This window comes from Pandoraea sp. NE5, assembly GCF_024363545.1.
Taxonomy (GTDB): domain Bacteria; phylum Pseudomonadota; class Gammaproteobacteria; order Burkholderiales; family Burkholderiaceae; genus Pandoraea; species Pandoraea cepalis.
Genome location: NZ_AP025517.1, coordinates 1730128 through 1754919 on the forward strand (window position 1 = coordinate 1730128; position 24792 = coordinate 1754919).

Consider the following 24792-nt stretch of genomic DNA (forward strand, 5'->3'; position numbering starts at 1 on the left):
GCGGCACAAACCTGGTGCCCACGAAGTTCTTCGACAAGTACGAGAGCGCACACGAGGCGGTAGCTTCACTCGAATCGCTGGTCCGGCACGATCACGCTAAGTCGCGGCTCAGCCGCCGAGATCCAGAGACACCGGCAAACGATAGGGTTCAGATCACGTTCATCACGAATGGCGGGAAGACAGTCGAGGCGCCGCCCAACAGCAATCTGCTGCGTGTCTCGCTTCGGGAAAAGGGCGGGATTCCGTTCAAATGCGGCGGTGGCCTGTGCGGCACTTGCCGTTGTCGTGTGGAGGCGGGGCGTGAGCATACCGATGACGTCAAGCAAAAGGAGCGGCGGCATTTGAGTCCCGAGGAGCTTGCCAACGGTTACCGCATGGCCTGTCAGACGTTCATCAACGGCAACGTGAGCGTCTCATGGTAATCGCGCTCAACCACGCCGATCCCATGATCGAGCCCTTCTCCGCCCTGCCGGCCGGGCAGCGGCGGCTAATGCTCGATCTCGGTCCACGCTGGAACGATGACATCGTGGCGCATCGACAGGCGGTGATCGACTGCTACACGCCGATTCTGGCCACGGCGCCCAAGAGTCCGCACGTCGAGCGGAACGTGGCGTACGGCGAGCATTCGCGTCAGGTGATGGACATTTTTGCGCCCGTGGCGGCGCCCGGGGAAAGCGGGTCGGCGCTGCGTGAGGCGGTGCTGTTCATTCATGGTGGCGCCTTCGTGCGGGGCAACAAGAGCGTGAATGGCGAGGTGTACGACAATGTCTGCCATTGGTTCGCCCGGCAGGGCAAGGTCGCGATCAACGTCGAGTACCGGCTGGCCGACGAGGCGCCTTGGCCGGGCGGCGCGCAGGATGTCGCGCAAGCCATCGCTTGGGTGCATGCCAAAGCGGCGCAGTTGAGAATCGACCCGTCGCGCATCTTCCTGATCGGTCACTCTGCGGGTGGCACGCATGCCGCAAGTTGCCTTTTCGATCCGGCACTGACCGGATCGACCCCCGGGCTGAACGAGAAGGTCGCGGGGCTGGTATTGGTCAGCGCGCGACTGTTCGCTGATGCCAACCCGCGCAATCCGAACGCGGGTCCCGTGCGGGCGTACTTCGGCGCCGATGAAAGCCTTTATGCCGAACGGTCACCGCTGACTCACGGTGCGCGCAATACCGTACCGACGATGATTGCCATCGCCGAATACGAAAACAGGTTTCTCGACGACTACGGCGCGGCGTTTTTCCAGACACTGCTGCGTGCGCGAGGCGTGGCACCGCGATTTGTTCAGATGCGCTGCCACAATCACACATCGATCGTCGCGCATTTCAACTCGGGCGAGGACTGGCTCGGGCGGGAGATGCTCGCGTTCATCGCATCTGTGCCCAATGCGCCGCATAGCGCTTGAGCGGGGCAGGCCGTTGACCCTGCGCAACGATAACGTCTCCGGGTTCGTGTACAGTCTACAAAAAGCCGTCGCTGCTATAGAATGCGGCGGTCATTGAGGCGTCGTGGAACGGGGAAATGCTTGTCCACTGGCGCGGAACGGTCGCTTAGTGGAGATTGGAATTATGGTGCGAGGAGCCACAGGGGCAAACGGTCGCGAGCCGATCATGCACCAGCAGTTGTCGGATCTGGTGATTGCCCGTTTGCGCGAGTCCATCACTTCGGGCGCCTACAGGCCCGGCGACCGCCTCGTCGAAGGCCGGATCGCACAGGAGCTCGATGTGTCGCGGGTACCGGTACGCGAAGCGCTGCGGGCGCTGGCGGTTGAGGGACTGGTGGAAGTTCGCCCTCGTCATGGTGCTGTCGTCGCATCGTTCGATCCGGCTGCGGCGCGCGAACTGGTACAGATTCGGGCCACGCTCGAAGGGCTGAATGCGCGTCTTGCGGCGGAGCACTGTACGCCCGAGCTCGTCAAGCGCATCGAGAAAGTGCTTCAGGCGGGCAACGCCAAGGTTGCCGCTGGCGAAACATCAGGCTTGCTCGAACTGAACGCGCAATTCCATGACTTGCTATATTCCGCGGGTGCCAACGCCATGCTCGCCGAGTTGATGCGCTCGATGCGCGACCGCTCGCGCATGCTGTTCGTGAATGCCAGTGACGAAGAAGTGCGCGTCACATGGGAAGAGCACGCCGCCATTCTGCGCGCCGTGCAGGCCGGCGATGCGGCATTTGCCGCGCTGCTCGCCGAGCGTCACGTCACACGCGCGGCTCAGTATTATCTCGATAACATCGCTCGCTGATCTGCGAGCGCGCGCCTGCACCAGTAACGCCGCCTCGCGCTCAGCCTACTGGCAACGTCGGCAATCACCCGGGCGCATTGTTCAGTTTGGCGATGTCCACTCTGCACATGCGCAGAATCCGGCGCCGTGTGGAGCGTCGTCGGAAAACGCTCGTATGTGCGTGTGCTTATTGGCCCGGCTGGGATCGAAAAAATTGGGGGAGGTCAGCGCTTGGCGCCGCTCGGCGTAGAGATGACTGCGGTGGCGGTCTAGCAATGCGAGAAGGGGCGAAAGCCCCCTCGAAGTCAGTTGCATCGAATCAACGGAACTTCATCGCAAGCGGAAGCTAGTCATGGTCGTCGTCTGAGCAGAGTTTTTTAACAGAATCGGCCGATAAGCGACGCTGGCGGCTGATCGCATTCGGCCCGCAAACTACATTCACGTCCTCGACTCACAACCGTCTGCTTTCAGCTGGGGAGCAGACAGCCGGCAAAGCCGCGCCGAGGACTGCAGCTCGGCCTTTGCAGACACCGGGGGAAGGTCTGTGGGCAGCGCCAGTTGGATACGGAGCGGACATTGCCGAACGGCCCGCGCGTATCGCACCGGGTACACGGTGCGTTAGGTATCACCTTGTTGGTCTTCCACCGCTTACAGTGCGGTCGCTCCGCCAAATCCTTTCAACGGCTTGGCCCAGCTGTGCTTACCCTCCGCCTGTGCCAAGTGCAGTGCATAGCTGAAGGTGTCTTGCACGTCCTCTGCAGGCACCGAGACGATGGCTGCCGAAGCCCCCCACTCTGATAGACTTGACGCGATTTCAGATGACTCTGATTCTTTACGCTTGAGCGCCAATACGATGAATATCGAACCTTGGGTCACCGCTAGCGAAGTCGCCTAGCATTTGGGCGTCGCGGAAGACACCATCTACCGTTGGCGTGAGCGTAAAGGCCTACCGGCGCACGAAATCGGGCGGCTGTGGAAATTCCAGCTGTCCGAGGTCGATGAATAGGTGCGTGTGGGTGGCGCGGATGAGGAAACGGAAAATAAACGCGCTGAATGCGAGGAGCGCCACACATGACGCCAGAAACCAAAGCACGCCTGCAGATTGATCAAAAGCTCGAACAGGCCGGCTGGGTCATTCAGGACGTGAAGCAGCTCAACTTATCTGCTGGTGTGGGCGTGGCCGTGCGCGAATACCCCACCGACACCGGCCCGGCTGACTATGTGCTGTTCGTAAACCGCAATGCGGTGGGCCTCATCGAAGCAAAAAAGGACAGTGCGGGCGAAAATCTCACCGTTACCGAAAGCCAAACCGAGCGCTACGCCACCGCAAACCTCAAATGGCGCAAAGACGACACCCCGCTGCGTTTTCTATTTGAAGCCACCGGCCAGATCATTCGCTTCACCGATAACGCCGACACGGCACCGCGTTCGCGCGAAATCTTCCACTTCTTCAAACCCGAAACGCTGGCGCAATGGCAAGTGCAACCCGACACGTTGCGCTGCCGCTTGGCCGAACAGATGCCCGCCTTGCCCGGAAGAAATCTGCGCGACTGCCAGATCAGCGCCGTCACCGGCCTGGAAAAATCGTTGGCACTGAACAAGCCCCGCGCCCTGGTGCACATGGCCACCGGCGCGGGTAAAACCTTTACTGCCATCACTTCGGTCTATCGCCTGCTCAAGTTCGGCGGTGCCGAACGCATTCTTTTTTTGGTCGATACGCGCAACCTCGGCAAACAAGCCCATCAGGAATTCATGGCCTACACGCCGCCGGACGATGGCCGTAAGTTCACCGAGCTTTACAACGTGCAGCGGCTGGCTTCGCCCAACATCGACCCACATTCCCAGGTGTGTATCAGCACCATTCAGCGCATGTATTCCATCCTGAGCGGCGAGCCGATTGATGAGTCGGCTGAAGACGTCTCGCTCAACGAAGTCCAGCAAACGGCCAAGCAGGAAAAATTCGTCCGCTACAACCCGTCTGTGCCGGTGGAAAGCTTCGATTTCATCATCATCGACGAGTGCCACCGTAGCATCTACAACCTGTGGAAGCAGGTGCTCGACTACTTCGACGCAAGCCTGATTGGCCTCACCGCCACGCCCGACAAGCGCACCTTCGGCTTCTTCAACGAAAACATCGTGGCCGAATACACCTACGAGGAATCGGTGGCCGATGGCGTGAACGTCGGCTACGACGTGTACGAAATCGAAACCGAAATAACCCAGAAGGGCGCTGAGCTCAAGGCCAAGGAATGGGTGGACCATCGCGACCGGCAAACCCGCAAAAAGCGCTGGAGCGAGACTGAGGAAGACACCGCCTACACCGGCAAAGAGCTCGACCGCTCTGTGGTAAATAGCAGCCAGATCCGCCAAGTGATCCAGGCCATGAAAACCGCCGTGGAAACGCAGATTTTCCCAGCCCGCAAGGAAACGCCAAAAACGCTGATCTTCGCCAAGACCGACAGCCACGCTGACGACATCATCAACATCGTTCGCGAGGTCTACGGGCAAGGCAACGCCTTCTGCAAAAAGGTCACCTACCGCGTCGAAGAAGATGCCGACAGCATCCTCAGTAGCTTTCGTAACGACTACAACCCGCGAATTGCCGTCACCGTGGACATGATCGCCACCGGCACCGACGTGAAGCCGCTTGAAGTGCTGCTGTTCATGCGCGATGTACGCAGCAAGGGCTATTATGAACAAATGAAAGGCCGTGGCGTGCGTTCGCTGGATGGCGACGGCCTCAGGCGCGTCAGCAACAGCGCTGACGGCGCCAAAACCCGCTTTGTGCTCATCGACGCCGTGGGCGTGGAAAAGTCACTGAAAACCGAAAGCCGTCCGCTGGAAAAGAAGCCTGGCGTGGCATTGAAAGACTTGCTGCAAGGCGTAGCCACGGGTAGCCGTGACGACGACACCGTGCTCTCGCTGGCCAACCGCCTGGTGCGCCTTGGCAAACAGCTAGACGAAAAAGCCCAGGCGCGTATCGAAAAAATCAGCGGCGGTATCCCGGTGGCGGAGCTCGGCAAAGGCCTGATCGCCGCACTGGACCGTGACGCCATCGTGCAAACCGCGCTTGGCACAGCCAAGGCCAAGGGCATCACCCGCTCCGAGGACACCCTGCTGCCTGAAGAGATTGAAGCCGCCCGCACCGAGCGCGTGGCCGCTGCCTGTGCACCATTTGATAAACCTGACCTGCGCGACGAAATCGAAAACGCCCGCCGTGAACGCGAGCAACTCATCGACCACATCAATCTGGATCAGGTCACCTTCTCGGGCTTTTCCGAACAGGCCGAAACGCAGGCCAAGGCTGTGATTCAGTCCTTTGCCGACTACCTGCGCCAGCACAAAGCCGAAATCGCCGCTCTGGACTTTTTCTACCAGCAGCCATACCAGCGCCGGCAGCTCACCTTCGACATGATCGAAGAGCTGCACGAACACTTGAGCAAACCGCCACTCATGCTTACCACCGAGCGCTTGTGGAGCGCCTATGCACGTGTGCAAGCCACCCGAGTAAAGGGCAGCGACCGCAAACGCCGCCTCACCGATCTGGTCTCACTGGTGCGTTTCGCCCTCGGAATGGATTCGGAACTCAAGCCTTTCAGCGAACAGGTGGACAAACGCTTTCAGGAATGGATCTTTCGCCATAACGCCCAGCGCGGCACCGCGTTTACGCAAGAACAGACCGAATGGCTGCGCCTGATGAAAGACCATATCGCCACCAGTTGCAGCATCAGCCGCGACGACTTCGATTACGCCGAGCTGGCCGACAAGGGCGGCTTGCAGAAAGTGTGGCAACTGTTCGGCAGGGAACTAGATACACTGATGGGTGAGATGAATGAGGAGTTGGTGGCGTAATGAGTGAATTTAGCGACGAAGCAATGCAGAGCTACCCATTTGCGGAAATGCCGATTCCGGCAAACTGGGAGCGGGTAGCGCTAGCGGATATTTCGGTGAATGTAAGCCCTGGCTTTGCCAGCGGAAAACACAACTCCGATGGCTCTGGCGTACCTCATCTTCGTCCTATGAACGTAGACCGTGATGGGCAAATTGACCTCAGTGTTGTCAAGTCGGTCGCATCTAGCGGTGGTATTGAGCTCAAGGAAGGTGACGTCCTCTTTAATAATACAAATTCGGCCGAGCTCGTTGGAAAGACTGCGGTTGTGTCCCACCGCGAGTCCGGCTTTGCGTTCTCCAATCACATGACTCGTGTACGCCCCGAAAATGGGGTGACCTCTGCCTTTGTCGCAAGACAACTGCACGTTCTCTGGATGTCTGGGTACATGAAGCACCGGTGTACCAACCACGTAAATCAGGCAAGCATTTCGTCCAAGACTTTGGCGAATACGATTCCGATTCTCTTGCCACCGCCTGTCGAACAAAGCCGCATCGTCGAAAAGCTCGAAGAACTGCTCGCTGACCTCTATGCCGGTGTGGCGGAACTCAAGCTCGCGCAGAAAAAACTCGCCCAATACCGCCAATCGCTGCTGAAAGCCGCTGTTGAAGGCGCGCTTACTGCCGAATGGAGAACGCAGAACACTCCCGTAGAAACCGGCGCGCAACTGCTGGAGCGCATCCTCACCGAACGTCAGGCCCGCTGGGAAACCAAGCAACTGGCCAAGTTTGCCGAGCAAGGCAAGGCCCCGCCCAAAGACTGGCAAAACAAATACCCCGAGCCGCTACAGCCGGATACTACCGATCTGCCGGCACTGCCGGAGGGGTGGGTGTGGGCGACGATAGATCAGCTTACCCTGGAGCAACGGTATGGCTCGTCCGCAAAGGCGAATGAGGACAGTTCAGGGGTTCCAGTGCTGCGAATGGGCAACATTCAGGACGGGCAATTGGACTTCGCAAGCCTGAAATATTTGCCCCGGAATCACGAGGAATTTCCAGCTCTATTCCTAGAGGACGGAGATCTTCTTTTTAATCGCACGAATAGCCCTGAACTTGTAGGCAAGACCGCCGTATATCGGTCTGAGATAGCCCCATGTTCATACGCTTCATACCTGATTGCAGTCAGGTTTACGGAAGGCTTGGTTCCAGAGCTTGCCTCGGCCTATATCAACTCCGCTTATGGCCGTCATTGGGTCAAGTCAGTAGCCGTCCAGCAGGTGGGACAAGCAAACGTCAATGGGAGCAAACTCGCGGCTTTGGCCGTACCGGTCCCCCCGTTGGCTGAACAAGAGCAACTTGTCAGACTAATTGTGGAGCAGATTGCGATCATATTTGAGCAAGAAAAAAACGTTGAGCACTCACTCAAACAGTCGAACGCACAACGCCAAAACATCCTGCGCGCAGCCTTCGCCGGCCAACTGGTGCCGCAAGACCTGACCGCCGAACCGGCAAGCCAACTGCTAGAACGCATCCGCACCGAGCGGGCAGTACGCGCGAAACAGCCCAAGGTGCGCAAAACTAAACAGCAGAAGGAGATCGCCGTCGTGGTGAGCAAACTGATCGATGTGCTCGCCGAGGCGGGCGACTGGGTGTCGGCGCAAGAGGCCTTCCGCCGCTCTGGCGTGGCCGATGGTGCGCAGACAGAGCAAATTGAAGCGCTCTACGCCGAGCTGCGCGTGCTGGACAAGGCTGGTCGCTTGGCGGTAGAGGCTGTGAGCGACACACAGGGCCGCAAGCTGTACGACCGCCTGAAACTCTTGGCAACCTGACCGTGCGCCTCGACAAACTCACCATCGGCAGCGCCAAGAACAGCCCGACACACCAATTTAAGAACCTGAAGAACGTCACCATCGACTTCGATCAGGACCATTGGGTGACGGTGGTGATCGGCTGGAACGGCACCGGCAAATCCAATGTGCTGGAAGCGCTGGCCATCATCTTTCGCGATCTGATCGCCAAGAAGCGTACGCCTGCGTACGCCTTTCAGCTTAGTTATCGCATGGGGGTAGGCGATTCCCTTCGCCACATTCACATCGATGCCGACCCGGACCGCGAGAAGGATGCCTTTCTCATTCGCGTCGCTCACGCTCGGCAGATCAAGCAAAACGACCTGATTCATAATATATTGGACTTCGGGGAAGATGCTGACACATCGCCTCAGGGTGAACCGATCAAGCTCACCGCGTTCTTGAGCGCGGATACCGAGTATCTGCCTCGTTACGTATTCAGCTACTACTCGGGCGAGAGCCCGCGAATGCACGAGGTGTTTCGCCCCTATCTGGAAAGCTACGACAGCAAGTTGCGCAACGGCGAAGACCCCGGCTTGAAGCGGCTGTTCTATGCCATGCCGGTGCACAGCCAATTCGTGTTGCTGGCCTTCCTGATCCAACAGTCCGAGGTGGTGCGATCGTTTCTTGACGACCACTTGGGGCTTGATCCCGATGAGGGAATTGAGTCGGTGCTGTTCGTTCTGCGACAACCGCCATGGAAGTCGAAGGCCGTCGATGGTGACCCGCGCTTTTGGAATGCGCGCGGGGTGGTACGCGATTTCTTGTCGCGCCTTTATGACATCGCCTTGGCGCCTATCGAGATCAGCCGCCAGGTATCCACATCAATCTGGAACAAGACAACGCTCCAGTTCAAATACCTGTACGTGAAGGACATTGCTGCGCTGCGGCGCTTGGTCGGCAAGCAAGCACCAGCGCAGTTCTTCCGCGACTTGGAGAGCACCTACGTCTCTGAACTGATAGAAGAGGTGCGCATCCGCGTGCGCCTTAAGAAGAACGACGGCAGCGTGACATTCAGGGAGTTGAGCGAGGGCGAACAGCAGCTGCTAACGGTTCTGGGCCTGTTGCGCTTTACCGCAGAGGACGAAAGCTTGTTCTTGCTGGATGAGCCGGACACGCACCTGAACCCACGCTGGTGTGTGGACTACCTGAACTACCTGAAATCATTTGTGGGGCAAAACAGCGATGGCCAGGACAACAGCCATATCGTGCTAACGACCCACAACCCCTTGGCCATAGCAGAGTTGGTCAAGGAGCAGGTACAGATCATGTACCGTCATCCCGGCACGCGCACGGTACGCGCTGAGAACCCGGCTGTAGATCCGAGAGGCATGGGCTTCGCTGGCATCGTGACCAGCGATATGTTTGGCTTGGGCTCAAGTCTGGATAAGGCCACGAATGAAGACTTACTGGCGTTGCACCAGCTCTCCACACAGCAGGAACCTCTGAGCGACGCTGATCGCGAAAGGTTAGTGAAAATCCGTCAACGCCTCGAAAGCTTGGACTTCAATTTCGCGTCACGAGATAGGCTGGAGCAGGAATACCTGCGTGCCAGATTTGATCTGGCTGCAGATGCGTCCATCGATGGGGCCGTCGTCACCCCGGAGAATAAACGAAAGGCTCTCGACGCCCTGGTGCAAAGCCTGCTCCGCAGCTTGCCGGAGGGACAGGCTTGAGATTCGTCCTAATTCCATTACCGCCTCATTTGCCCCCTCGCTGGCCCAAGATTTACACCGGCAGGATCACGAAGATTGGCGCGTTAGCGACGTACGACCTTCGGTCCGCTTACATCAAGAAGAACGGTAGTTGGGGATTGCTCAAAAAGTGGCTCGCAGATGCCAGTGCGCACAAATGCTGGTACTGCGAAGCGAAGAGTACCCGAGCCCCTTTTGACGTTGACCACTTTCGGCCCAAACTGAGTGTCACCGTAGATGGCGTCAAGCTGGTCGGTCATACCGGGTACTACTGGTTGGCGTATGAATGGTGGAACTTTCGTCTTTCGTGCCAGCGGTGCAATCGTCCAGAAAAAGACAATAGCGACACCTTACACGGCAAGGCCAGTGAGTTTCCGATTCAGTATGAGGCACAGCGTTGCCAGCTGCCTGCAGGTTCATTGACCGCTGAGTTGCCTAGGCTCTTGGACCCTTGCGTACAGGCCGATTGCGGATTGCTGGCCCACGGTATTGATGGGGAGGTCAAATCGGCAGCTCCGGCTGGTACTTGGGAACACCAGCGGGCGCGTTACACGATTGATCGGCTTGGGTTCAACGAATGGAACACGCCGGAAACCAAGAAAAATTCTTGGCGACTGTTGGACGATCTGATTCGCCTCGCCGGCAATCAGCCCGCTGTCGTCACGCATCTGCAAGAACACTTATCTAACGATCACGAATATTCGAGCTTTTTCCGATCCGCCATTGGCACGCATCGCGACAAGGCTTGGGTGGAGGCACTTTTATGAACGCAAGCACCCTGGTCCAGAAGGTCTGGAATTTCTGCAACACCCTGCGCGATGACGGCGTGGGCTACGGCGACTACTTGGAACAACTCACCTACCTGCTGTTCCTGAAGCTGGCCCACGAATACGCGCAGGAGCCGTACAACCGCGACACCCACATCCCCAAGGGTTTTGACTGGGCCAGCCTGACCTCCAAGGTGGGCGAGCCGCTGGAGTCGCATTACCTGGCCACCTTGCACAAGCTGGGGCAAGAGTCGGGCATGTTGGGAGCCATCTTCTTCAAGGCCCAGAACAAGATCCAGGACCCTGCGAAGCTCTCGCGCCTGGTGCAGCTGATCGACGCGGAGAGTTGGATCAGCCTCGATGCCGACACCAAAGGTGACTTGTATGAAGGCCTGCTGCAGAAGAACGCTGAGGACACCAAGAGCGGCGCGGGTCAATACTTCACACCGCGTGCACTGATCGAAGCGATGGTGACCTGCGTGCAGCCCGAGCCGATGAAGACCATTGCAGACCCGGCCTGCGGCACGGGTGGCTTTTTCCTGGGCGCTTACAACTGGTTGACTCGGCCCGGCGCCAAGCTGAACAAGCGCCAGAAAGAGTTCCTGCGAGACAAGACCTTTCACGGCAACGAGATCGTGCCGAACACGCGCCGCATGTGCTTGATGAACCTGTTCTTGCACAACATCGGTGAGCTGGATGGCGAGCCCTCGGTCGATCGCTCTGATGCCTTGATCACCGAGCCCAAGCACAAGGTGGATTACGTGCTGGCCAATCCGCCCTTCGGCAAGAAGAGCAGCATGACCATCACCAATGAAGAGGGTGAGGAAGACAAAGAGGCGCTGACCTACGAGCGACAGGACTTTTGGGAAACCACGTCGAACAAGCAGCTCAACTTCTTGCAGCACATCGTCAGCATGTTGAAGGTTGACGGCAAAGCCGCGGTGGTGCTGCCGGATAACGTGTTGTTTGAAGGGGGCGCCGGCGAGAAGATTCGCCGCAAGCTGCTTGAGAACTGCGATGTGCACACAGTGCTGCGGCTGCCGACGGGCATCTTCTACGCGCAAGGCGTGAAAGCCAATGCAGTGTTCTTCGACGCCAAGCCCAAGGACGGACAGACCCACACCAAGGGCGTGTGGTTTTATGACCTGCGCACCAACAAGCATTTCACGTTGAAGACTCGCACACTAAAGCTGGAAGATTTGCAGGACTTCGTTACCTGCTACAACGCGGAGAACCGCCACAAGCGCGTCGCCACCGAACGTTTCAAGTTCTTCAGCTACGAAGACTTGATGGCCCGTGACAAAGCCAGTCTCGACATCTTCTGGCTGAAAGACGATAGTTTGGACAACCTGGACGACCTGCCGCCGCCGGATGTGCTTCAGCAGGAGATCATCGAGCATCTTGAAGCGGCCTTGGCGTCATTTCGGGACGTGGCGGCTAGTCTGGCGCAGCGAGCCTGACTCGATAGCGACGGCCAAAAGCGGATCCGCAACAGCGCCACCGGATTTTTGATCTTCACTGGTCAGGGACTCGGTGTGTCCAAGGTGGCGGTTTGAGAGATTTAGGTAGGCGGAAAAAATTGAAGTCCAACGCTCTGATAAAGCACGCCGGCAAGCTACCTCAGGAGCTTTACAGATCATTGACATGCGATCGCGGAAAGGAGATGCCGATCCGAAATCCACCGTCGTCGTGGCGGTGCGACAATGACTCGTACCAAAGGGGCGCGGACTTTTGCGCGGAAGTCATCGGTCAGGGGAAACGGATATCCGATCCCTTACCGCGACGCAGCGCCGCATCGGTGTCGTTTGACTAACTGACTCTCTACGATGACCATTCCTGATTTTCAGACGTTGATGCTGCCCGTCCTGCGCTCGTCCGAAATGGGCGAGGTGAAAATTTCTGATGTCGTTCAGTCATTGGCTGACAAACTGCAACTGACAGGGGACGAACGGTCCGAACTATTGCCATCCGGAAAGCAGACTACCTTCGCCAACCGTGTGCATTGGGCCAAAAGCTATCTGGGCAAGGCAGGACTAGTCGAGTTGACCAAACGAGCACACTTTCAGATATCTGACCGAGGGCGTGAGGTATTGGCCAATCCGCCTGAAAAAATCGACATTCCCTTTCTGGAACAATTTCCGGAATTCGTACTATTCCGGGAGGTCAGCAACGGTACCGACAACTCCGGGAAGGCCTCCCCGGCGGTCGAAGCAGTCCAGGCGAGCGGCATGACGCCGGACGAAGTCATTCGAAAAGCTCATGCAGAGCTGGACGGTGAACTCAGTCTTGATCTGCTCGCACGTGTTATTGCGGCCTCGCCGGAATTTTTTGAGCGCCTCGTAGTCCAGTTGCTGCTGGCCATGGGTTACGGGGGATCTACAAGCGATGCCGGCCGAGCACTCGGCAAGAGCGGCGATGGCGGTGTTGATGGCGTTGTCGACCAAGACGCCTTGGGCTTGGATCGTATCTACGTGCAGGCCAAGCGCTACTCGGACGGCAATAATGTCGGCTCGGGCGCGATCCGTGATTTTTTCGGATCACTGGATCGCTTCAAGGCGGCGAAGGGACTTTTTGTTACCACCTCGGCCTTTTCGCCTTCCGCCAGAGAGACGGCTGATTTCCTCAGCAAGCGTATCGTCCTAATTGACGGTCGCCAACTGGCCAAGCTGATGATCCGGTACAACGTTGGCTGTCGTGTTGAAGAAACCATTCAGCTAAAGAAGGTCGACGAAGAATTCTTCGAGTAATCGTCGAAGGGCCGCTTTACGGAGCGAAAGCGACGCCTGAACGTCCGTGCAATGGCGGACGCGAACGACGGTTCATGGCTGCGGATTCCCGATGCTGCTTCGGATGCGAGGCAGGTTACCTAGTGCCAATTGTAACTATTGGCTTTTTTGAGGAAGAATCTATACAACCCAGTGCAAGGCGCCCCGTACCCCTGACTCGGATGGTCCCCTTGGGGTGGTCCTCTGGGGAAAAGAATTCTTTCGATATCGGGGGGGGGGGCGACGGTGACGATGGGCGCTCGCATTAGCATCACTTTGCCAAAAGGCGAACAGTCGGGGAGGCCGGGTGGAGCGGAAAATTGCGTGTGCTGTTGCGCTTGATGCCGGTTTGACGAAAGGGTAGCGGTCCTGCGGAGGCATCCCGTTGATGGAGAAAACCTACACAGCACCTACATGCCGACCGATTGGATGAATGGTTTAACCGGGTGGGTGTACTAACCCATTGATTTGATTGGCGCGCCCGACTGGAATCGAACCAGTGACCCTCGGCTTCGGAGGCCGATACTCTATCCCCTGAGCTACGGGCGCTATGCTGACCACCGGGGGAGAAGGCGCGAACGCGCGACCGGTAGGCAAAGAGGTAGAAGCATAGCGGTTTTGCCGCGCGCCGTCCATGCCCCGTGCATCGTCTCGCCACACAATGCGGCAATTCGTTGCCAAGCGCCGCGTGCGCGCGGATTTACTGTGCATGCAATGCCTCCGCACTTCGCGCACGAAGCACGCGGAACACCGCTTTGGCTTTCGCGTAAGCTAGGGAAAACACGGGACTTTTGCGGCGTCTGCGCACCGCCTTGGCGTGTCATCGGTCAAGGGTTTGTTGCTACAATGGCTCGATATTTTGACCGGATGGCGCCAGCCGCCCGGGGTGATGCACTCGGTTTCCACAAAAATACTATTGAGAGATCCCGCATGAGTGAAGCACATAACGAGCATGAGTCTCTGATCAAAACACCCAAGCAGCTCATCGCCGCCGTCGTTGCGGGTTTCCTGGTTCCGATCGTCATCATCGTCCTGCTGGTCAATTACGTCGGCAATAACGCCCTGACCGGCGCCGGCAGTTCCGCCATGACCGAACAGGCCATCGCCGAGCGCATCGCGCCTGTCGCCAAGGTCGATATCAAGGACGCCAACGCACCACGCGTCTATCAGACTGGCGAACAACTCTACAAAGCCGTCTGCGCCGCCTGCCACGCCTCGGGTGCGGCTGGGGCGCCGAAGGTCGGCACCGCCGACTGGGCACCGCGCATTGCGCAAGGCTACGACGGCATGCTCAAGATCGCCCTCGCCGGCAAGGGCGCCATGCCGGCGCGCGGCGGCACCAGCCCCGACGACGTGACGGACTACGAAATCGGCCGGGCGATCGTCTACATGGCCAACGCCTCCGGCGGCAAGCTGCAGGAACCGGCGGCCCCGGCACAGCCCGCGTCGGGCGCCGCAGCTGCCCCGGCATCGGGCGCTCCCGCCGCGGCCTCGGGGGCCGACGCCAGTGCCGCCGCCGCCGCTGCTGCAGCGATGGCCTCGCTCAAGACCGCCGCCCCGGCCGCTGCCAGCACGGGCAGCAATCTCGAAGCCGGCAAAAAGCTCTACAACACGGTTTGCATGGCCTGCCACGCGAGCGGCGTGATGAACGCCCCGAAGTTCGGCGACAAGGCCGCATGGGCCCCGCGCATCGCCACCGGCATCGATACGCTGCACAACGCGGCCCTCCATGGCCTGAACGCCATGCCGCCGAAGGGCGGTGCGGCCAACGCGTCGGACGACGACGTCAAGGCCGCCGTTGATTACATGGTGAGCGCGGCCAAATAAATCGCCAAGTCAGCGGCCAGGTAAGCGCTCAAGCGCCAAGTCTGGCGTGAATCGCTCGGCACCCACAAGAATCCCCGCTTCGGCGGGGATTCTTGTTTCTCGCGTCCAACGAGCAGCGTCCATCGACCAATGGCGAGGGAGGGTGGATTACACCCGCACCGTTAGCGTCGGATCGAACGCCGTGTTCTCGACGCGTCCCTCGAAGCAATAGCCGCGCGGATTGCACAGCACCCGGGTCGCGCCGACGCGGTAGTCAAACGAATCGTGCGTATGGCCGTGAATCCACAACGCCGCATCGGAGGCTTCGACGAATGAGGTCAAATCCGAAATAAACGCCGGATTGACGAGCGACCCTGCGAAACGGGGATGGATGCTCTGCGGCGTTGGCGCATGATGTGTGACCACGACGGTCGGGCCGTCGTGCGGTGCGGCGAGCACGCGCGCAAGCCAGGCGACGTTTTCACGGCACAGCGCCGCGCAGTCGTCCGGCGAGAAGAACGGCAGATCCGCCCACGGCACCGCCGGATCGCCCACGCGAATGCGTGTGAAGTCGCGTACGAATTTGCGTGACTCCTCTACGACGTCGTCGTGCTTGCCGTCGGCATCGTACAACGCGAAGTCCGTCCATAACGTCGTGCCGACAAAGCGCACGCCGCCAATCACCTCCGATCGTCGCTCAAGCAGATGCACGTTCGTGCCCGCGCTCAGGTGCCGCAAGTCGGCCAGCGTGCCCGCCAGTGTCGCGCCGTAGAACTCGTGATTTCCGGGAACGTAGATGACGGGGCGCCCCAACGCTTTCGCCCACTCGATGGCTTGCGCCGGTCGGCCGATGTCGCCGGCGAGAATCGTGACGTCGGCGTCCACCTCGGGAATGGCCAACGGCGCCACGGACAAATGCAGGTCGGACAGGATATGCAGTTTCACGCACCAGCTCCACAAAGTCTTGGGATCGGTGCCGCACACGCGCCGCCGCCGTGTGCGCCGAGCGCATCACGTGAGCGCGGGCGGTGTGGGCATTGGGTCGAAATCAAGGCAATTCACGTTTTGTTTCGCCCGTTTTCTACCGACTATCGCCCGCGTCACGCCGATGGTCAAGATGTCTTTGTCATCGGCAGGATGCGCTTCTATAGTGAAACTTCACCTGACGAGTGGAGGCGAGCCTATGCGGAAACTGTTGGTTGCTGTTCTGCTTTGTTTGACCGGTCTGGTCGGGATGGTCGTGGCGTCGAGCCCGGCAGCCGCTTGCGATCAGACGTCTTCGGGTAGTGGCAAATAGCAGCAAGCATTGACTTTACGGTACGCCGTGCCGCCGCCGACAGCCCCGGTACGATGTCGCCGTTCCTCAAGCCAGCCCCCGCTCGCGGGGGCTATTCATAGGTAGGGCGTGGTCGGCGCGCGTCGAGTCAGGCGCCCGAGGAGGATGGGGTCTTGTTCGCCCCGCCCGCGAGCATGGCCTTGAGGCTGGCGAGCCGGTCCTTCGGCGACATGGGCGCGTCTTCGGGGGGCGGGGGCGGCGCTTCGTCGAGTTGCATCTCGGGCACGAAGCGCGAGACCTCGCACGAATAGGTTTCGCGTGCCCGCTTGCGCTTCTTGCACCATGACAGTTGCAGCGAGCGCTGCGCACGCGTGATGCCGACATACATCAACCGGCGCTCTTCCTCGATCTTTTCGGCGGTAACTTCTTCGTCCTCGCGAAGGTGCGGCAGGATGCCCTCTTCCACGCCGACGAGAAACACGTGGGGATACTCCAGCCCCTTCGAGGCGTGCAGCGTCGACAGGCGCACGGCGTCGGGATCGTCGCCGTCGCGGCCTTCGAGCATCGACATCAGCGCAATGGTCTGCGTGAGTTCCATCAGGCTCTTGCCGTCGTCGTCGAGGCCGTCGGCCTTGTCGAAGCCGGTGGGCTGCGCCTCGTCGCCCCGCGTGCCCTTGCGCTTCATCCATTCGAGGAATTCGAGCACGGTGGTCCAGCGCGATTGCGCCTGACGCTCGTCGAATGTGTCGTACAGATAGGCCTCGTAGTGAATCCCTTCCATCAGGTCGTCGATGACTTCATTGGCCGGGTCGCGCGCCGCGCGCGCTGCAATGCGCTGGATGAAGTCGCAAAACGCACGCAGCGGTTCGAGCTGGCGCGGCGGCAGCCGCGCCTCGACCGCCCCCATGTAGACGGCCTCGAACAGCGACACCTTGGCCTGTCCCGCGAAGCTGCCGAGCACTTCGAGCGTGGTGCTGCCGACCCCCCGGCGCGGCGTGGTCACGGCGCGAATGAAGGCGGGATCGTCGTCGGGGTTTGCCAACAGCCGCAAGTACGCGCACAGATCCTTGATTTCCGCCTTGTCGAAAAACGACTGGCCGCCGGAGAGCACGTACGGAATGCGTTCGCGCCGCAGCACCTGCTCGAAGATACGCGCCTGATGGTTGCCGCGATAGAGAATGGCGTAGTCGCGAAACTCGGCGCGCCGCTCGAACTTGTGTGCCGACAAGCGAAATACGACCGACTCGGCTTCATGCTCTTCGTCGTTCATCGCCGTGACCGTGATCGGATCGCCCAGGCCGTGCTCACTCCACAGCTTCTTCTCGAAGAGTTTCGGATTCTTCGCGATGACGTTGTTCGCCGCCGTCAGAATGCGCGACGTCGAACGGTAATTCTGTTCCAGCTTGACGACCTTGAGCGTCGGGAAGTCGACCTGCAACTGCTTGAGGTTCTCCAGCGTGGCGCCGCGCCAGCCGTAGATCGCCTGATCGTCGTCGCCCACGGCGGTGAACGCCGCGCGTGGACCCGCGAGCAGCTTGAGCAGCAGGTATTGGCAGGTGTTGGTGTCCTGGTACTCGTCGATGAGCAGGTAGCGCAGCTTGTTCTGCCAACGCTCGCGCACTTCCTCGTCGCGTTCAAAGAGTTGGGCGGGTAGCCGGATCAGGTCGTCGAAGTCGACGGCCTGATAGGCCTGCAACGTGGCCATGTAATTGCGATAGACGAGGGCGGCCTGATGTTCGTCGGCGGTTTCGGCGGCGGCCAGCGCTGTCTCGGGGGTGACCAGTCCGTTCTTCCAGAGCGAGATGGCGGTCTGAACGCCGCGAATCATCGCCTTGTCGGTCGTGCCCAACTGCTCCTGAATCAGCCCGAAGCAGTCGTCGGCGTCGAGAATCGAGAACTGCGGCTTCAACCCGACGTTCGCCGCCTCGCGCCGCAGGATTTGCACGCCCAGCGAGTGGAACGTACAAATGGTGAGCTGGTTGACAGGCACCTTACGGCCTTCCTTGCCCGGCGTGGTCAGCAGCTTGCCTTCGAGCTGCTTGGCCACGCGCTCGCGCATTTCGGCGGCGGCCTTGTTCGTGAAGGTCACGGCGGCGATGTGCTTCGGCTCGAACCCCTTCGTCTCGATCAGCCAGGCGATCTTTTGCGTGATGACGCGCGTCTTGCCGCTGCCCGCCCCGGCCAGCACGAGACATGGGCCGTCGAAATAGCGCGTGGCTTCGTTCTGAGCGGGATTGAGCGGGAAGGAGGACATGGTGTGACGCGAAGGAGATGAAGACGGCGGCCGGCAAGGGTGCGCGCACGGCGAGGGCTGTGACGGCGATGCGCGGCCGCCCGCCGGGGCGATGCATCGGCAAGCGCCGGGCGGTGGGCAAGTCTATCATGCGAGCGCCACTCGGCTGTGCGCGCCCGACAGGCGTTGTGCGAACGCCAACTGTGGGGCGGGCGCGACGCCGGAGGCTGGCGTCGACGCAGACCGGATGCCTATAATGGGCAACGTTGCCATCGTGGTGAGGTCGCCGTGCAATGTCCAACCTGTGGGACGAACAATGCGCCGCGTGCGCGGCACTGTGCGCAGTGTGGCGCAAGACTCGCGCACGCCGAATCTTCCGGCTGGGTCACCGGCGCGCTCGTGTTCGGCACAGCGGTTTTCGCTGCCATCGCGCTGCTCGGCATCTGGTGGAATCTGCGCGCCCCCTACGTCGACCCGGTGCCCAAGTCATCCGACGCAATGACCGTCACCCCTTTCAACTCCGGTAACGAAGCACCGCCAGCCGTCGCGTCGGCCGCGCTGGCGGCTGCGGGTGCCGACCCTGCGTCAGGCGAGGCATCTGCCGCGTTGGCCCGGGCGCAGGCGTTGGCGGCGGTCGATGCGGCCGCGTCCGGTGCGGCGGCCGACGTCGCTTCGGCCAACCAGCCCGCGCCGCTCACCGCCTCGGCGGCCACCGCAGCGTTGACTGCCGCTGTCACGGCGCCCACATCGCCCCCGACCCGCAACAACGCGCCGGACGACATGATGCAACTGCTCAGCCGCCGCGCAGGGGCAGGTGCGGTCGGCAATACGGCGCGTCCGCCGGCCAATGTCGATCTTCCCGCGCATTTCGACAACAACGATATTGGCTCGATCGCCGCCGAAGCCCAGCCGGGCGCGGCACCGGTGGCATCACCGGCAGTGGCGCCGTCGACGGCCAGTGCCGTGGCCGCAGCGCTTGCGCAGTGCGACCGCTATCGCTGGTATGAGGTAATACCGAAGCAGCGCTGTGTGTGGACGGTGTGTAACGGACGCTGGGGCAAGAATGGCTGTCCGGCGGGCACGAATCCAGGCGAGTCACGCTGACCGGCGCACGCGCCCGGCGCGATCAAAAAAGCGCCCATTTCCCCGTGCGCGACGAAGGACTGGGAAAGCCCGTCCGACGGTGTTCAACGCCGATTGGCGCTCAGGTAATCCGCATCAAATTGACAGCCTTCGTCTTTCGCCGTAAAGTGCGCGAGCGTGGTCGGGAGAGCGCACCGGGAAGCACATGCCGGGGCCGCCGAAGGGGTAATACCCACAAACTCTCAGGCATCAAGGACCGTCCGCGCCGAAGGCATCGCCTTCGATCTCTGGAGAGCGGTTGCAGCGTGCGTGGCACGCGGACAACCCACCGAAGGGGCCGGCACGAGCGGCATGGCGCACAGCGCGCCGCACGCACCGGGCAATCTCTCAGGTACCAAGGACAGAGGGGTCATCTCGCCAACTGGCATTGCGCCGGGCTCGTGCACATGCACGCGCCGGACGCGGAAAGTGCCGGTCGTCGAGATGACCCCTTTTTGCATTGTCGGACGCCGTATTCCGACATGCCTGACCCTTGATGCCTTGATGCCCCGATGACCGAACTCAAACGCACTCCGCTCAACGATACGCACCGCGCCGCAGGCGCCCGCATGGTCGACTTCGGCGGCTGGGACATGCCCGTGAACTACGGCTCCCAGATCGAAGAGCACAACGCCGTGCGCACCGATGCCGGCATGTTCGACGTCTCGCACATGTGCGTGGTCGATCTGCATGGCCCGAGCTGCCGCGAATTCCTGCGCTACGCTGTCGCCAACAACGTCGACAAGCTGCAAACCCCGGGCAAGGCGCTCTACACCTGCATGCTCAACCCGAGCGGCGGCGTGATCGACGACCTCATCATCTATTTCATCGCCGAAGACTGGTTCCGCGTGGTGGTCAACGCCGGCACCGCCGACAAGGATCTCGCCTGGATCGGTCAGCTCAACGCGCACGGCGATTACAGCCTGACGATCATTCCGCGCCGCGATCTGTCGATCGTGGCGGTCCAGGGCCCGAACGCCCGCGCCAAGGTGTGGCAAGCGGTACCGGGCAGCCAGGCCGCGAGCGAAGCGCTCAAGCCGTTCAATGCCGCTTTCGCCAAGGACACGGCGTTCGGCGAGTTGATGATCGCGCGCACCGGCTATACCGGCGAAGACGGCTTCGAAGTGATCGTGAACGCCGATCACGTGGCCGCGCTGTGGAACGCGCTGGTCGCGGCGGGCGTGCGTCCGGCCGGGCTGGGCGCGCGCGACACGTTGCGTCTCGAAGCCGGCATGAACCTGTACGGCCAGGACATGGACGACGACGTGTCGCCGCTGGACGCCGGCCTGGGCTGGACCGTCGAGAAGGAAAGCGATCGCACGTTCGTCGGCAAGGACTCCCTGCTCTCGCGCGGCCAGACGTGGCGCTTCGCGGGCCTCGTGCTCGACGGCAAGGGCGGTGTGCTGCGCGCGCACCAGGTCGTGGTGACCGAGGCGGGCGACGGCGAAATCACCAGCGGCACGTTCAGTCCGAGCCTGCAGCAATCGATCGCGTTCGCCCGTTTGCCGAAGGGCGTGCCGGACGGCGCGACGGTCCAAGTGCAAATTCGTGACAAGCAATTGCCCGCACGTGTGGTCAAATTACCGTTCGTGCGTCACGGCAAGGCCGTGGTGGCCTGAGCAACACGGCGCCACGGTGCGGCGACACGAATTACCGATAACCGAATACCCCAAACACTGAATCCCGGAGCGTCAACATGGCGAATATCCCCGATAACCTGAAGTACACCGAGTCCGACGAATGGGCCCGCCTCGAAGCCGACGGCACCGTGACCGTGGGCATTACCGATTTCGCGCAGGAATCCCTGGGCGACATCGTGTTCGTCGAACTGCCTGACACCGGCCGCACCGTGGCGGCGGACGAAGCCTCGGCCGTGATCGAATCGGTCAAGGCAGCGGCCGACGTGCACTCGCCGGTCAGCGGCGAGATCCTCGAGACCAACACCGAAGTGTCCGGCTCGCCCGATCTGGTCAACACCGACGCTTACGGCAACTGGCTGTTCCGTCTGAAGCCGTCGAACACGGCCGAGCTGGACAAGCTGCTGGGCGCTGAACAATACGCCAAGAAAATCGGCGGCTGATGCCCCGGGCGGTGCCGCGAGACCTTCGGTTCGCGCGGCACCGTCCCGGCTGCCGCCCCCGCCGTCACTTGCCGTGATCGAACGAGAGATCTGACCCATGAATGCTTTGACTGACCTGCAAGCGCCGCGCCGCTCGCTCTCCGAGCTGGAGCAGCGCGACAACTTCTCCGCGCGCCACATCGGCCCGGACACCCCCGAACAACAGGCGATGCTCGCCGAGCTGGGCTACGCGTCGCGTGCCGCATTGATCGACGCCGTGGTCCCCGCGTCGATCCGTCGCGACGGCGCGCGCTTCGCCCAGTCGCTCGGCCCGTTCGCCGCCGCGCAAACCGAATCGCAGGCGCTGGCGCAACTGCGCGCGCTGGCCAGCCAGAACCAGGTGTTCAGGTCGTTCATCGGTCAGGGCTACGCCAACACGTTCACGCCGGGCGTGATCCTGCGCAACGTGCTGGAAAATCCGGCCTGGTACACGGCCTATACGCCGTATCAGCCGGAAATCTCGCAAGGCCGTCTCGAAGCGCTGCTCAACTATCAGCAGATGATCATCGACATGACGGGGCTGGCGATCGCCAACGCGTCGATGCTCGACGAAGCGACTGCCGCCGCCGAGGCGATGACGCTGGTCAAGCGTACCGGCAAGTCGAAGTCGAACACGTTCTTCGTCGCCGATGACGTGTTGCCGCAAACCATCGAAGTCGTGCAAACGCGCGCCAAGCCGCTGGGCTTCGAAGTGCAGGTCGGCCCGGTGGCCGCCGCGGCCGATGTCGATGCGTTCGGCGTGCTCGTGCAATACCCCGGCGTGGGCGGCGACGTGCGCGACTATCGCGCGCTGGCCGACGCGATCCACGCCAAGGGCGGCATGCTGATCGCCGCCGCCGATCTGCTCTCGCTCACGCTGCTCACGCCGCCGGGCGAGTGGGGCGCTGACGTCGCCGTTGGCAACAGCCAGCGCTTTGGCGTGCCGATGGGCTTTGGTGGCCCGCACGCCGCCTACCTGGCCACGCGCGACGAACTCAAGCGCTCGATGCCGGGCCGTCTGGTCGGCGTGTCGGTCGATTCGCAAGGCAAGCCGGCGCTGCGTCTGGCGCTGCAAACGCGCGAACAACACATCCGCCGCGAGAAGGCGACATCGAATATCTGTACTGCGCAGGCGCTGCTCGCCATCATGGCCAGCATGTACGCGGCGTACCACGGCCCGCAGGGGCTGCGCATCATCGCCGAGCGCACGCATCGTCTGACGGCCGTGCTGGCCGCCGGCCTCGCCGCACTGGGCGCCGCGCCGCGCAACGCCACGTTCTTCGACACGCTGACCGTGCCCGTGGCCGGCCGTGCCGATGCCGTGCACACGGTGGCCGCTGCACGCCGCTTCAATCTGCGTCGCGAAGACGCCGACACTGTCGGTATCTCGCTCGACGAGACGAGCACGCGCGACGACGTGATCGCCCTGTGGGAAGTGGTGGCCGAGGGCCTCGGCAAGAGCGCCGTCTCGCTGGACTTCGACGCCATCGAGGCCACCGTCTCGAACGGCTACCCGGTGGCACTGGCGCGCCAAAGCGCGTATCTCACGCACCCAGTGTTCAACCGCTACCACTCCGAACATGAAATGCTGCGCTATCTGCGCAGCCTGTCCGACAAGGATCTGGCGCTCGACCGCACGATGATCCCGCTGGGCTCGTGCACGATGAAGCTCAACGCCACCTCGGAAATGCTGCCGGTGACGTGGCCCGAATTCGGTCAGATTCACCCGTTCGCGCCGACGGAACAAACGGTCGGCTACCGCGCGATGATCGACCAGCTCGAACAGATGTTGGTGGCCGCGACTGGCTACGCCGCCGTCTCGCTGCAGCCGAACGCTGGCTCGCAGGGCGAGTACGCCGGTTTGCTCATCATTCAGGCGTATCACGCATCGCGCGGTGAAGCGCATCGCGACATCTGCCTGATTCCCGCGTCGGCGCACGGCACGAACCCGGCGTCGGCCCAGATGGCCGGCATGCAGGTCGTGGTGGTCGCTTGCGACGCCAACGGCAACGTCGATCTGGCCGATCTGCAGGCGAAGGCCGAGCAGCATCGCGACCGTCTTGCCGCGATCATGATGACGTACCCGTCCACGCACGGCGTGTTCGAAGCCGGCGCGCGCCAGATCTGCGAGATCGTGCATGCGAACGGCGGTCAGGTGTATGTCGACGGCGCGAACATGAACGCCATGGTCGGCCTGTGCGCACCGGGCGAATTTGGCGGCGACGTTTCGCACTTGAACCTGCACAAGACGTTCTGCATTCCGCACGGCGGCGGCGGCCCGGGCGTGGGTCCGGTCGCGGTGGGCGCGCATCTGGCGCAGTTCCTGCCGAACCAGCACTCGACGGGCTACTCGCGCGACGCCAACGGCATCGGTGCCGTGTCGGCCGCGCCGTATGGTTCCGCCTCGATTCTGCCGATCTCGTGGATGTACGTTGCCATGATGGGCGCGCAGGGCCTGACGGCCGCCACCGAGACGGCTATCCTGAACGCGAACTACGTCGCGAAGAAGCTCGCGCCGCACTACCCGGTGCTGTACAGCGGCCCGGCCGGGCTGATCGCGCACGAGTGCATTCTGGATCTGCGTCCGCTCAAGGACACCAGCGGCATCACGGTTGACGACGTGGCGAAGCGCCTGATGGACTTCGGCTTCCACGCCCCGACGATGAGCTTCCCGGTGCCGGGTACGCTGATGGTCGAGCCGACGGAATCGGAATCGAAGCACGAACTCGACCGCTTCATCGAGGCGATGATCGCGATTCGCGAGGAAATCCGTGCCGTGGAAGAGGGCCGTGCCGATCGCGAGGACAACCCGCTCAAGCACGCGCCGCACACGGCGGACGTGGTGACGGCGGACGAATGGCCGCACGCCTACGCCCGCAGTCAGGCGGCGTACCCGGTGAAGTCGCTGCGCGAGCGCAAGTACTGGCCGCCGGTCGGACGTGCTGATAACGTCTACGGCGACCGGAATCTGTTCTGCGCCTGCGTGCCGATGAGCGACTACGAATAAGCGTCGCGAAAGCTTGGCAATCAGGGGCTGGCAGACACGTTGCCGGCCCCTTTTTTGTCTTTATGGATGTCACGCGAATGCGCCGGATGGGTGGCATTCGTCGCGTCTCCGCTACGTTTCAGAACTTCAGGAAAGC

Annotated in this window: 18 protein-coding genes, 1 tRNA gene and 2 riboswitches; of the genes, 15 read left to right on the forward strand and 4 right to left on the reverse strand. The window is 61.4% G+C overall.

Features of this window, described 5'->3' with window-relative positions; genetic code table 11:
- The first annotated feature begins 152 nt into the window (after positions 1-152).
- The 3 genes from PanNE5_RS07910 to PanNE5_RS07920 all read left to right on the forward strand — a co-directional run bounded on the left by PanNE5_RS07910 (position 153) and on the right by PanNE5_RS07920 (position 2234).
- Entirely contained in the window at positions 153-422 is a 270-nt protein-coding gene (locus PanNE5_RS07910; RefSeq protein ID WP_254441199.1) for a 2Fe-2S iron-sulfur cluster-binding protein, read from the forward strand.
- Complete coding sequence (locus tag PanNE5_RS07915) at positions 416-1396, forward strand: alpha/beta hydrolase (protein ID WP_261939575.1); 981 nt, start codon at positions 416-418, stop codon at positions 1394-1396. Before PanNE5_RS07910 ends, PanNE5_RS07915 begins: the two co-directional genes overlap by 7 nt.
- A 163-nt stretch (positions 1397-1559) precedes the next feature.
- Positions 1560-2234 carry a GntR family transcriptional regulator gene (locus PanNE5_RS07920; RefSeq protein WP_150564420.1) on the forward strand — a complete coding sequence of 225 codons (675 nt, stop codon included), beginning with the start codon at positions 1560-1562 and terminating at the stop codon, positions 2232-2234.
- A 627-nt stretch (positions 2235-2861) separates the two neighbouring features.
- On the opposite strand, the gene PanNE5_RS07925 is transcribed toward PanNE5_RS07920, so the two are convergent.
- Positions 2862-3089, reverse strand: coding sequence for a hypothetical protein (locus PanNE5_RS07925; RefSeq protein ID WP_261939909.1), 228 nt, complete (start codon positions 3087-3089; stop codon positions 2862-2864).
- Positions 3090-3111: 22 nt separating this feature from the next.
- On the opposite strand from PanNE5_RS07925, the gene PanNE5_RS07930 reads away from it, so the two are divergent.
- From PanNE5_RS07930 to PanNE5_RS07965, 7 genes are all read left to right on the forward strand, one after another.
- Positions 3112-3219: a helix-turn-helix domain-containing protein gene (locus PanNE5_RS07930; protein WP_410007565.1), complete on the forward strand. Its 108-nt coding sequence runs from the start codon at positions 3112-3114 to the stop codon at positions 3217-3219.
- 65 nt (positions 3220-3284) lie between these two features.
- A complete protein-coding gene (locus PanNE5_RS07935) occupies positions 3285-6065 on the forward strand; it encodes a type I restriction-modification enzyme R subunit C-terminal domain-containing protein (RefSeq protein WP_261939576.1) in 2781 nt (926 codons plus the stop codon).
- Complete coding sequence (locus PanNE5_RS07940) at positions 6065-7870, forward strand: restriction endonuclease subunit S (RefSeq protein WP_261939577.1); 1806 nt, start codon at positions 6065-6067, stop codon at positions 7868-7870. Before PanNE5_RS07935 ends, PanNE5_RS07940 begins: the two co-directional genes overlap by 1 nt.
- Positions 7871-7872: 2 nt before the next feature.
- The gene (locus PanNE5_RS07945; RefSeq protein WP_261939578.1) at positions 7873-9564 is read left to right on the forward strand and encodes an AAA family ATPase; all 1692 of its coding nucleotides are present in this window, start codon (positions 7873-7875) and stop codon (positions 9562-9564) included.
- Complete coding sequence (locus PanNE5_RS07950; protein WP_261939579.1) at positions 9561-10349, forward strand: HNH endonuclease signature motif containing protein; 789 nt, start codon at positions 9561-9563, stop codon at positions 10347-10349. Before PanNE5_RS07945 ends, PanNE5_RS07950 begins: the two co-directional genes overlap by 4 nt.
- Positions 10346-11809, forward strand: coding sequence for a class I SAM-dependent DNA methyltransferase (locus PanNE5_RS07955; protein WP_261939580.1), 1464 nt, complete (start codon positions 10346-10348; stop codon positions 11807-11809). The genes PanNE5_RS07950 and PanNE5_RS07955 overlap by 4 nt, the downstream gene beginning before the upstream one ends.
- Positions 11810-12175: 366 nt before the next feature.
- The gene (locus PanNE5_RS07965; protein ID WP_261939581.1) at positions 12176-13096 is read left to right on the forward strand and encodes a restriction endonuclease; all 921 of its coding nucleotides are present in this window, start codon (positions 12176-12178) and stop codon (positions 13094-13096) included.
- A gap of 491 nt (positions 13097-13587) precedes the next feature.
- Here PanNE5_RS07965 and PanNE5_RS07970 read toward each other — a convergent pair.
- Positions 13588-13663: transfer RNA gene (locus tag PanNE5_RS07970), tRNA-Arg, on the reverse strand.
- 381 nt (positions 13664-14044) lie between these two features.
- Between PanNE5_RS07970 and PanNE5_RS07975 the strand changes: the two genes are divergently transcribed.
- Positions 14045-14941, forward strand: a complete 897-nt coding sequence (locus PanNE5_RS07975) for a c-type cytochrome (RefSeq protein ID WP_261939582.1) — start codon at positions 14045-14047, stop codon at positions 14939-14941.
- Positions 14942-15088: 147 nt separating this feature from the next.
- On the opposite strand, the gene PanNE5_RS07980 is transcribed toward PanNE5_RS07975, so the two are convergent.
- Complete coding sequence (locus PanNE5_RS07980; RefSeq protein ID WP_261939583.1) at positions 15089-15865, reverse strand: metallophosphoesterase; 777 nt, start codon at positions 15863-15865, stop codon at positions 15089-15091.
- 479 nt (positions 15866-16344) lie between these two features.
- Entirely contained in the window at positions 16345-18450 is a 2106-nt protein-coding gene (locus PanNE5_RS07985; RefSeq protein ID WP_017231709.1) for a UvrD-helicase domain-containing protein, read from the reverse strand.
- A 378-nt stretch (positions 18451-18828) separates the two neighbouring features.
- On the opposite strand from PanNE5_RS07985, the gene PanNE5_RS07990 reads away from it, so the two are divergent.
- The 4 genes from PanNE5_RS07990 to gcvP all read left to right on the forward strand — a co-directional run bounded on the left by PanNE5_RS07990 (position 18829) and on the right by gcvP (position 24656).
- Positions 18829-19533 (forward strand): hypothetical protein, encoded by a 705-nt coding sequence (locus PanNE5_RS07990; protein ID WP_261939584.1) that lies wholly within the window; start codon positions 18829-18831, stop codon positions 19531-19533.
- Positions 19534-19684: 151 nt separating this feature from the next.
- A riboswitch (glycine riboswitch) is annotated at positions 19685-19781 on the forward strand.
- A gap of 8 nt (positions 19782-19789) precedes the next feature.
- Positions 19790-19926, forward strand: a riboswitch (glycine riboswitch).
- A gap of 137 nt (positions 19927-20063) precedes the next feature.
- Positions 20064-21170 carry a glycine cleavage system aminomethyltransferase GcvT gene (gcvT, locus tag PanNE5_RS07995; protein WP_017233614.1) on the forward strand — a complete coding sequence of 369 codons (1107 nt, stop codon included), beginning with the start codon at positions 20064-20066 and terminating at the stop codon, positions 21168-21170.
- Positions 21171-21247: 77 nt separating this feature from the next.
- Positions 21248-21631 carry a glycine cleavage system protein GcvH gene (gene gcvH, locus PanNE5_RS08000; protein ID WP_150564425.1) on the forward strand — a complete coding sequence of 128 codons (384 nt, stop codon included), beginning with the start codon at positions 21248-21250 and terminating at the stop codon, positions 21629-21631.
- A gap of 97 nt (positions 21632-21728) precedes the next feature.
- Positions 21729-24656: an aminomethyl-transferring glycine dehydrogenase gene (gene gcvP / locus PanNE5_RS08005; RefSeq protein ID WP_261939585.1), complete on the forward strand. Its 2928-nt coding sequence runs from the start codon at positions 21729-21731 to the stop codon at positions 24654-24656.
- Positions 24657-24792 lie beyond the last annotated feature (136 nt).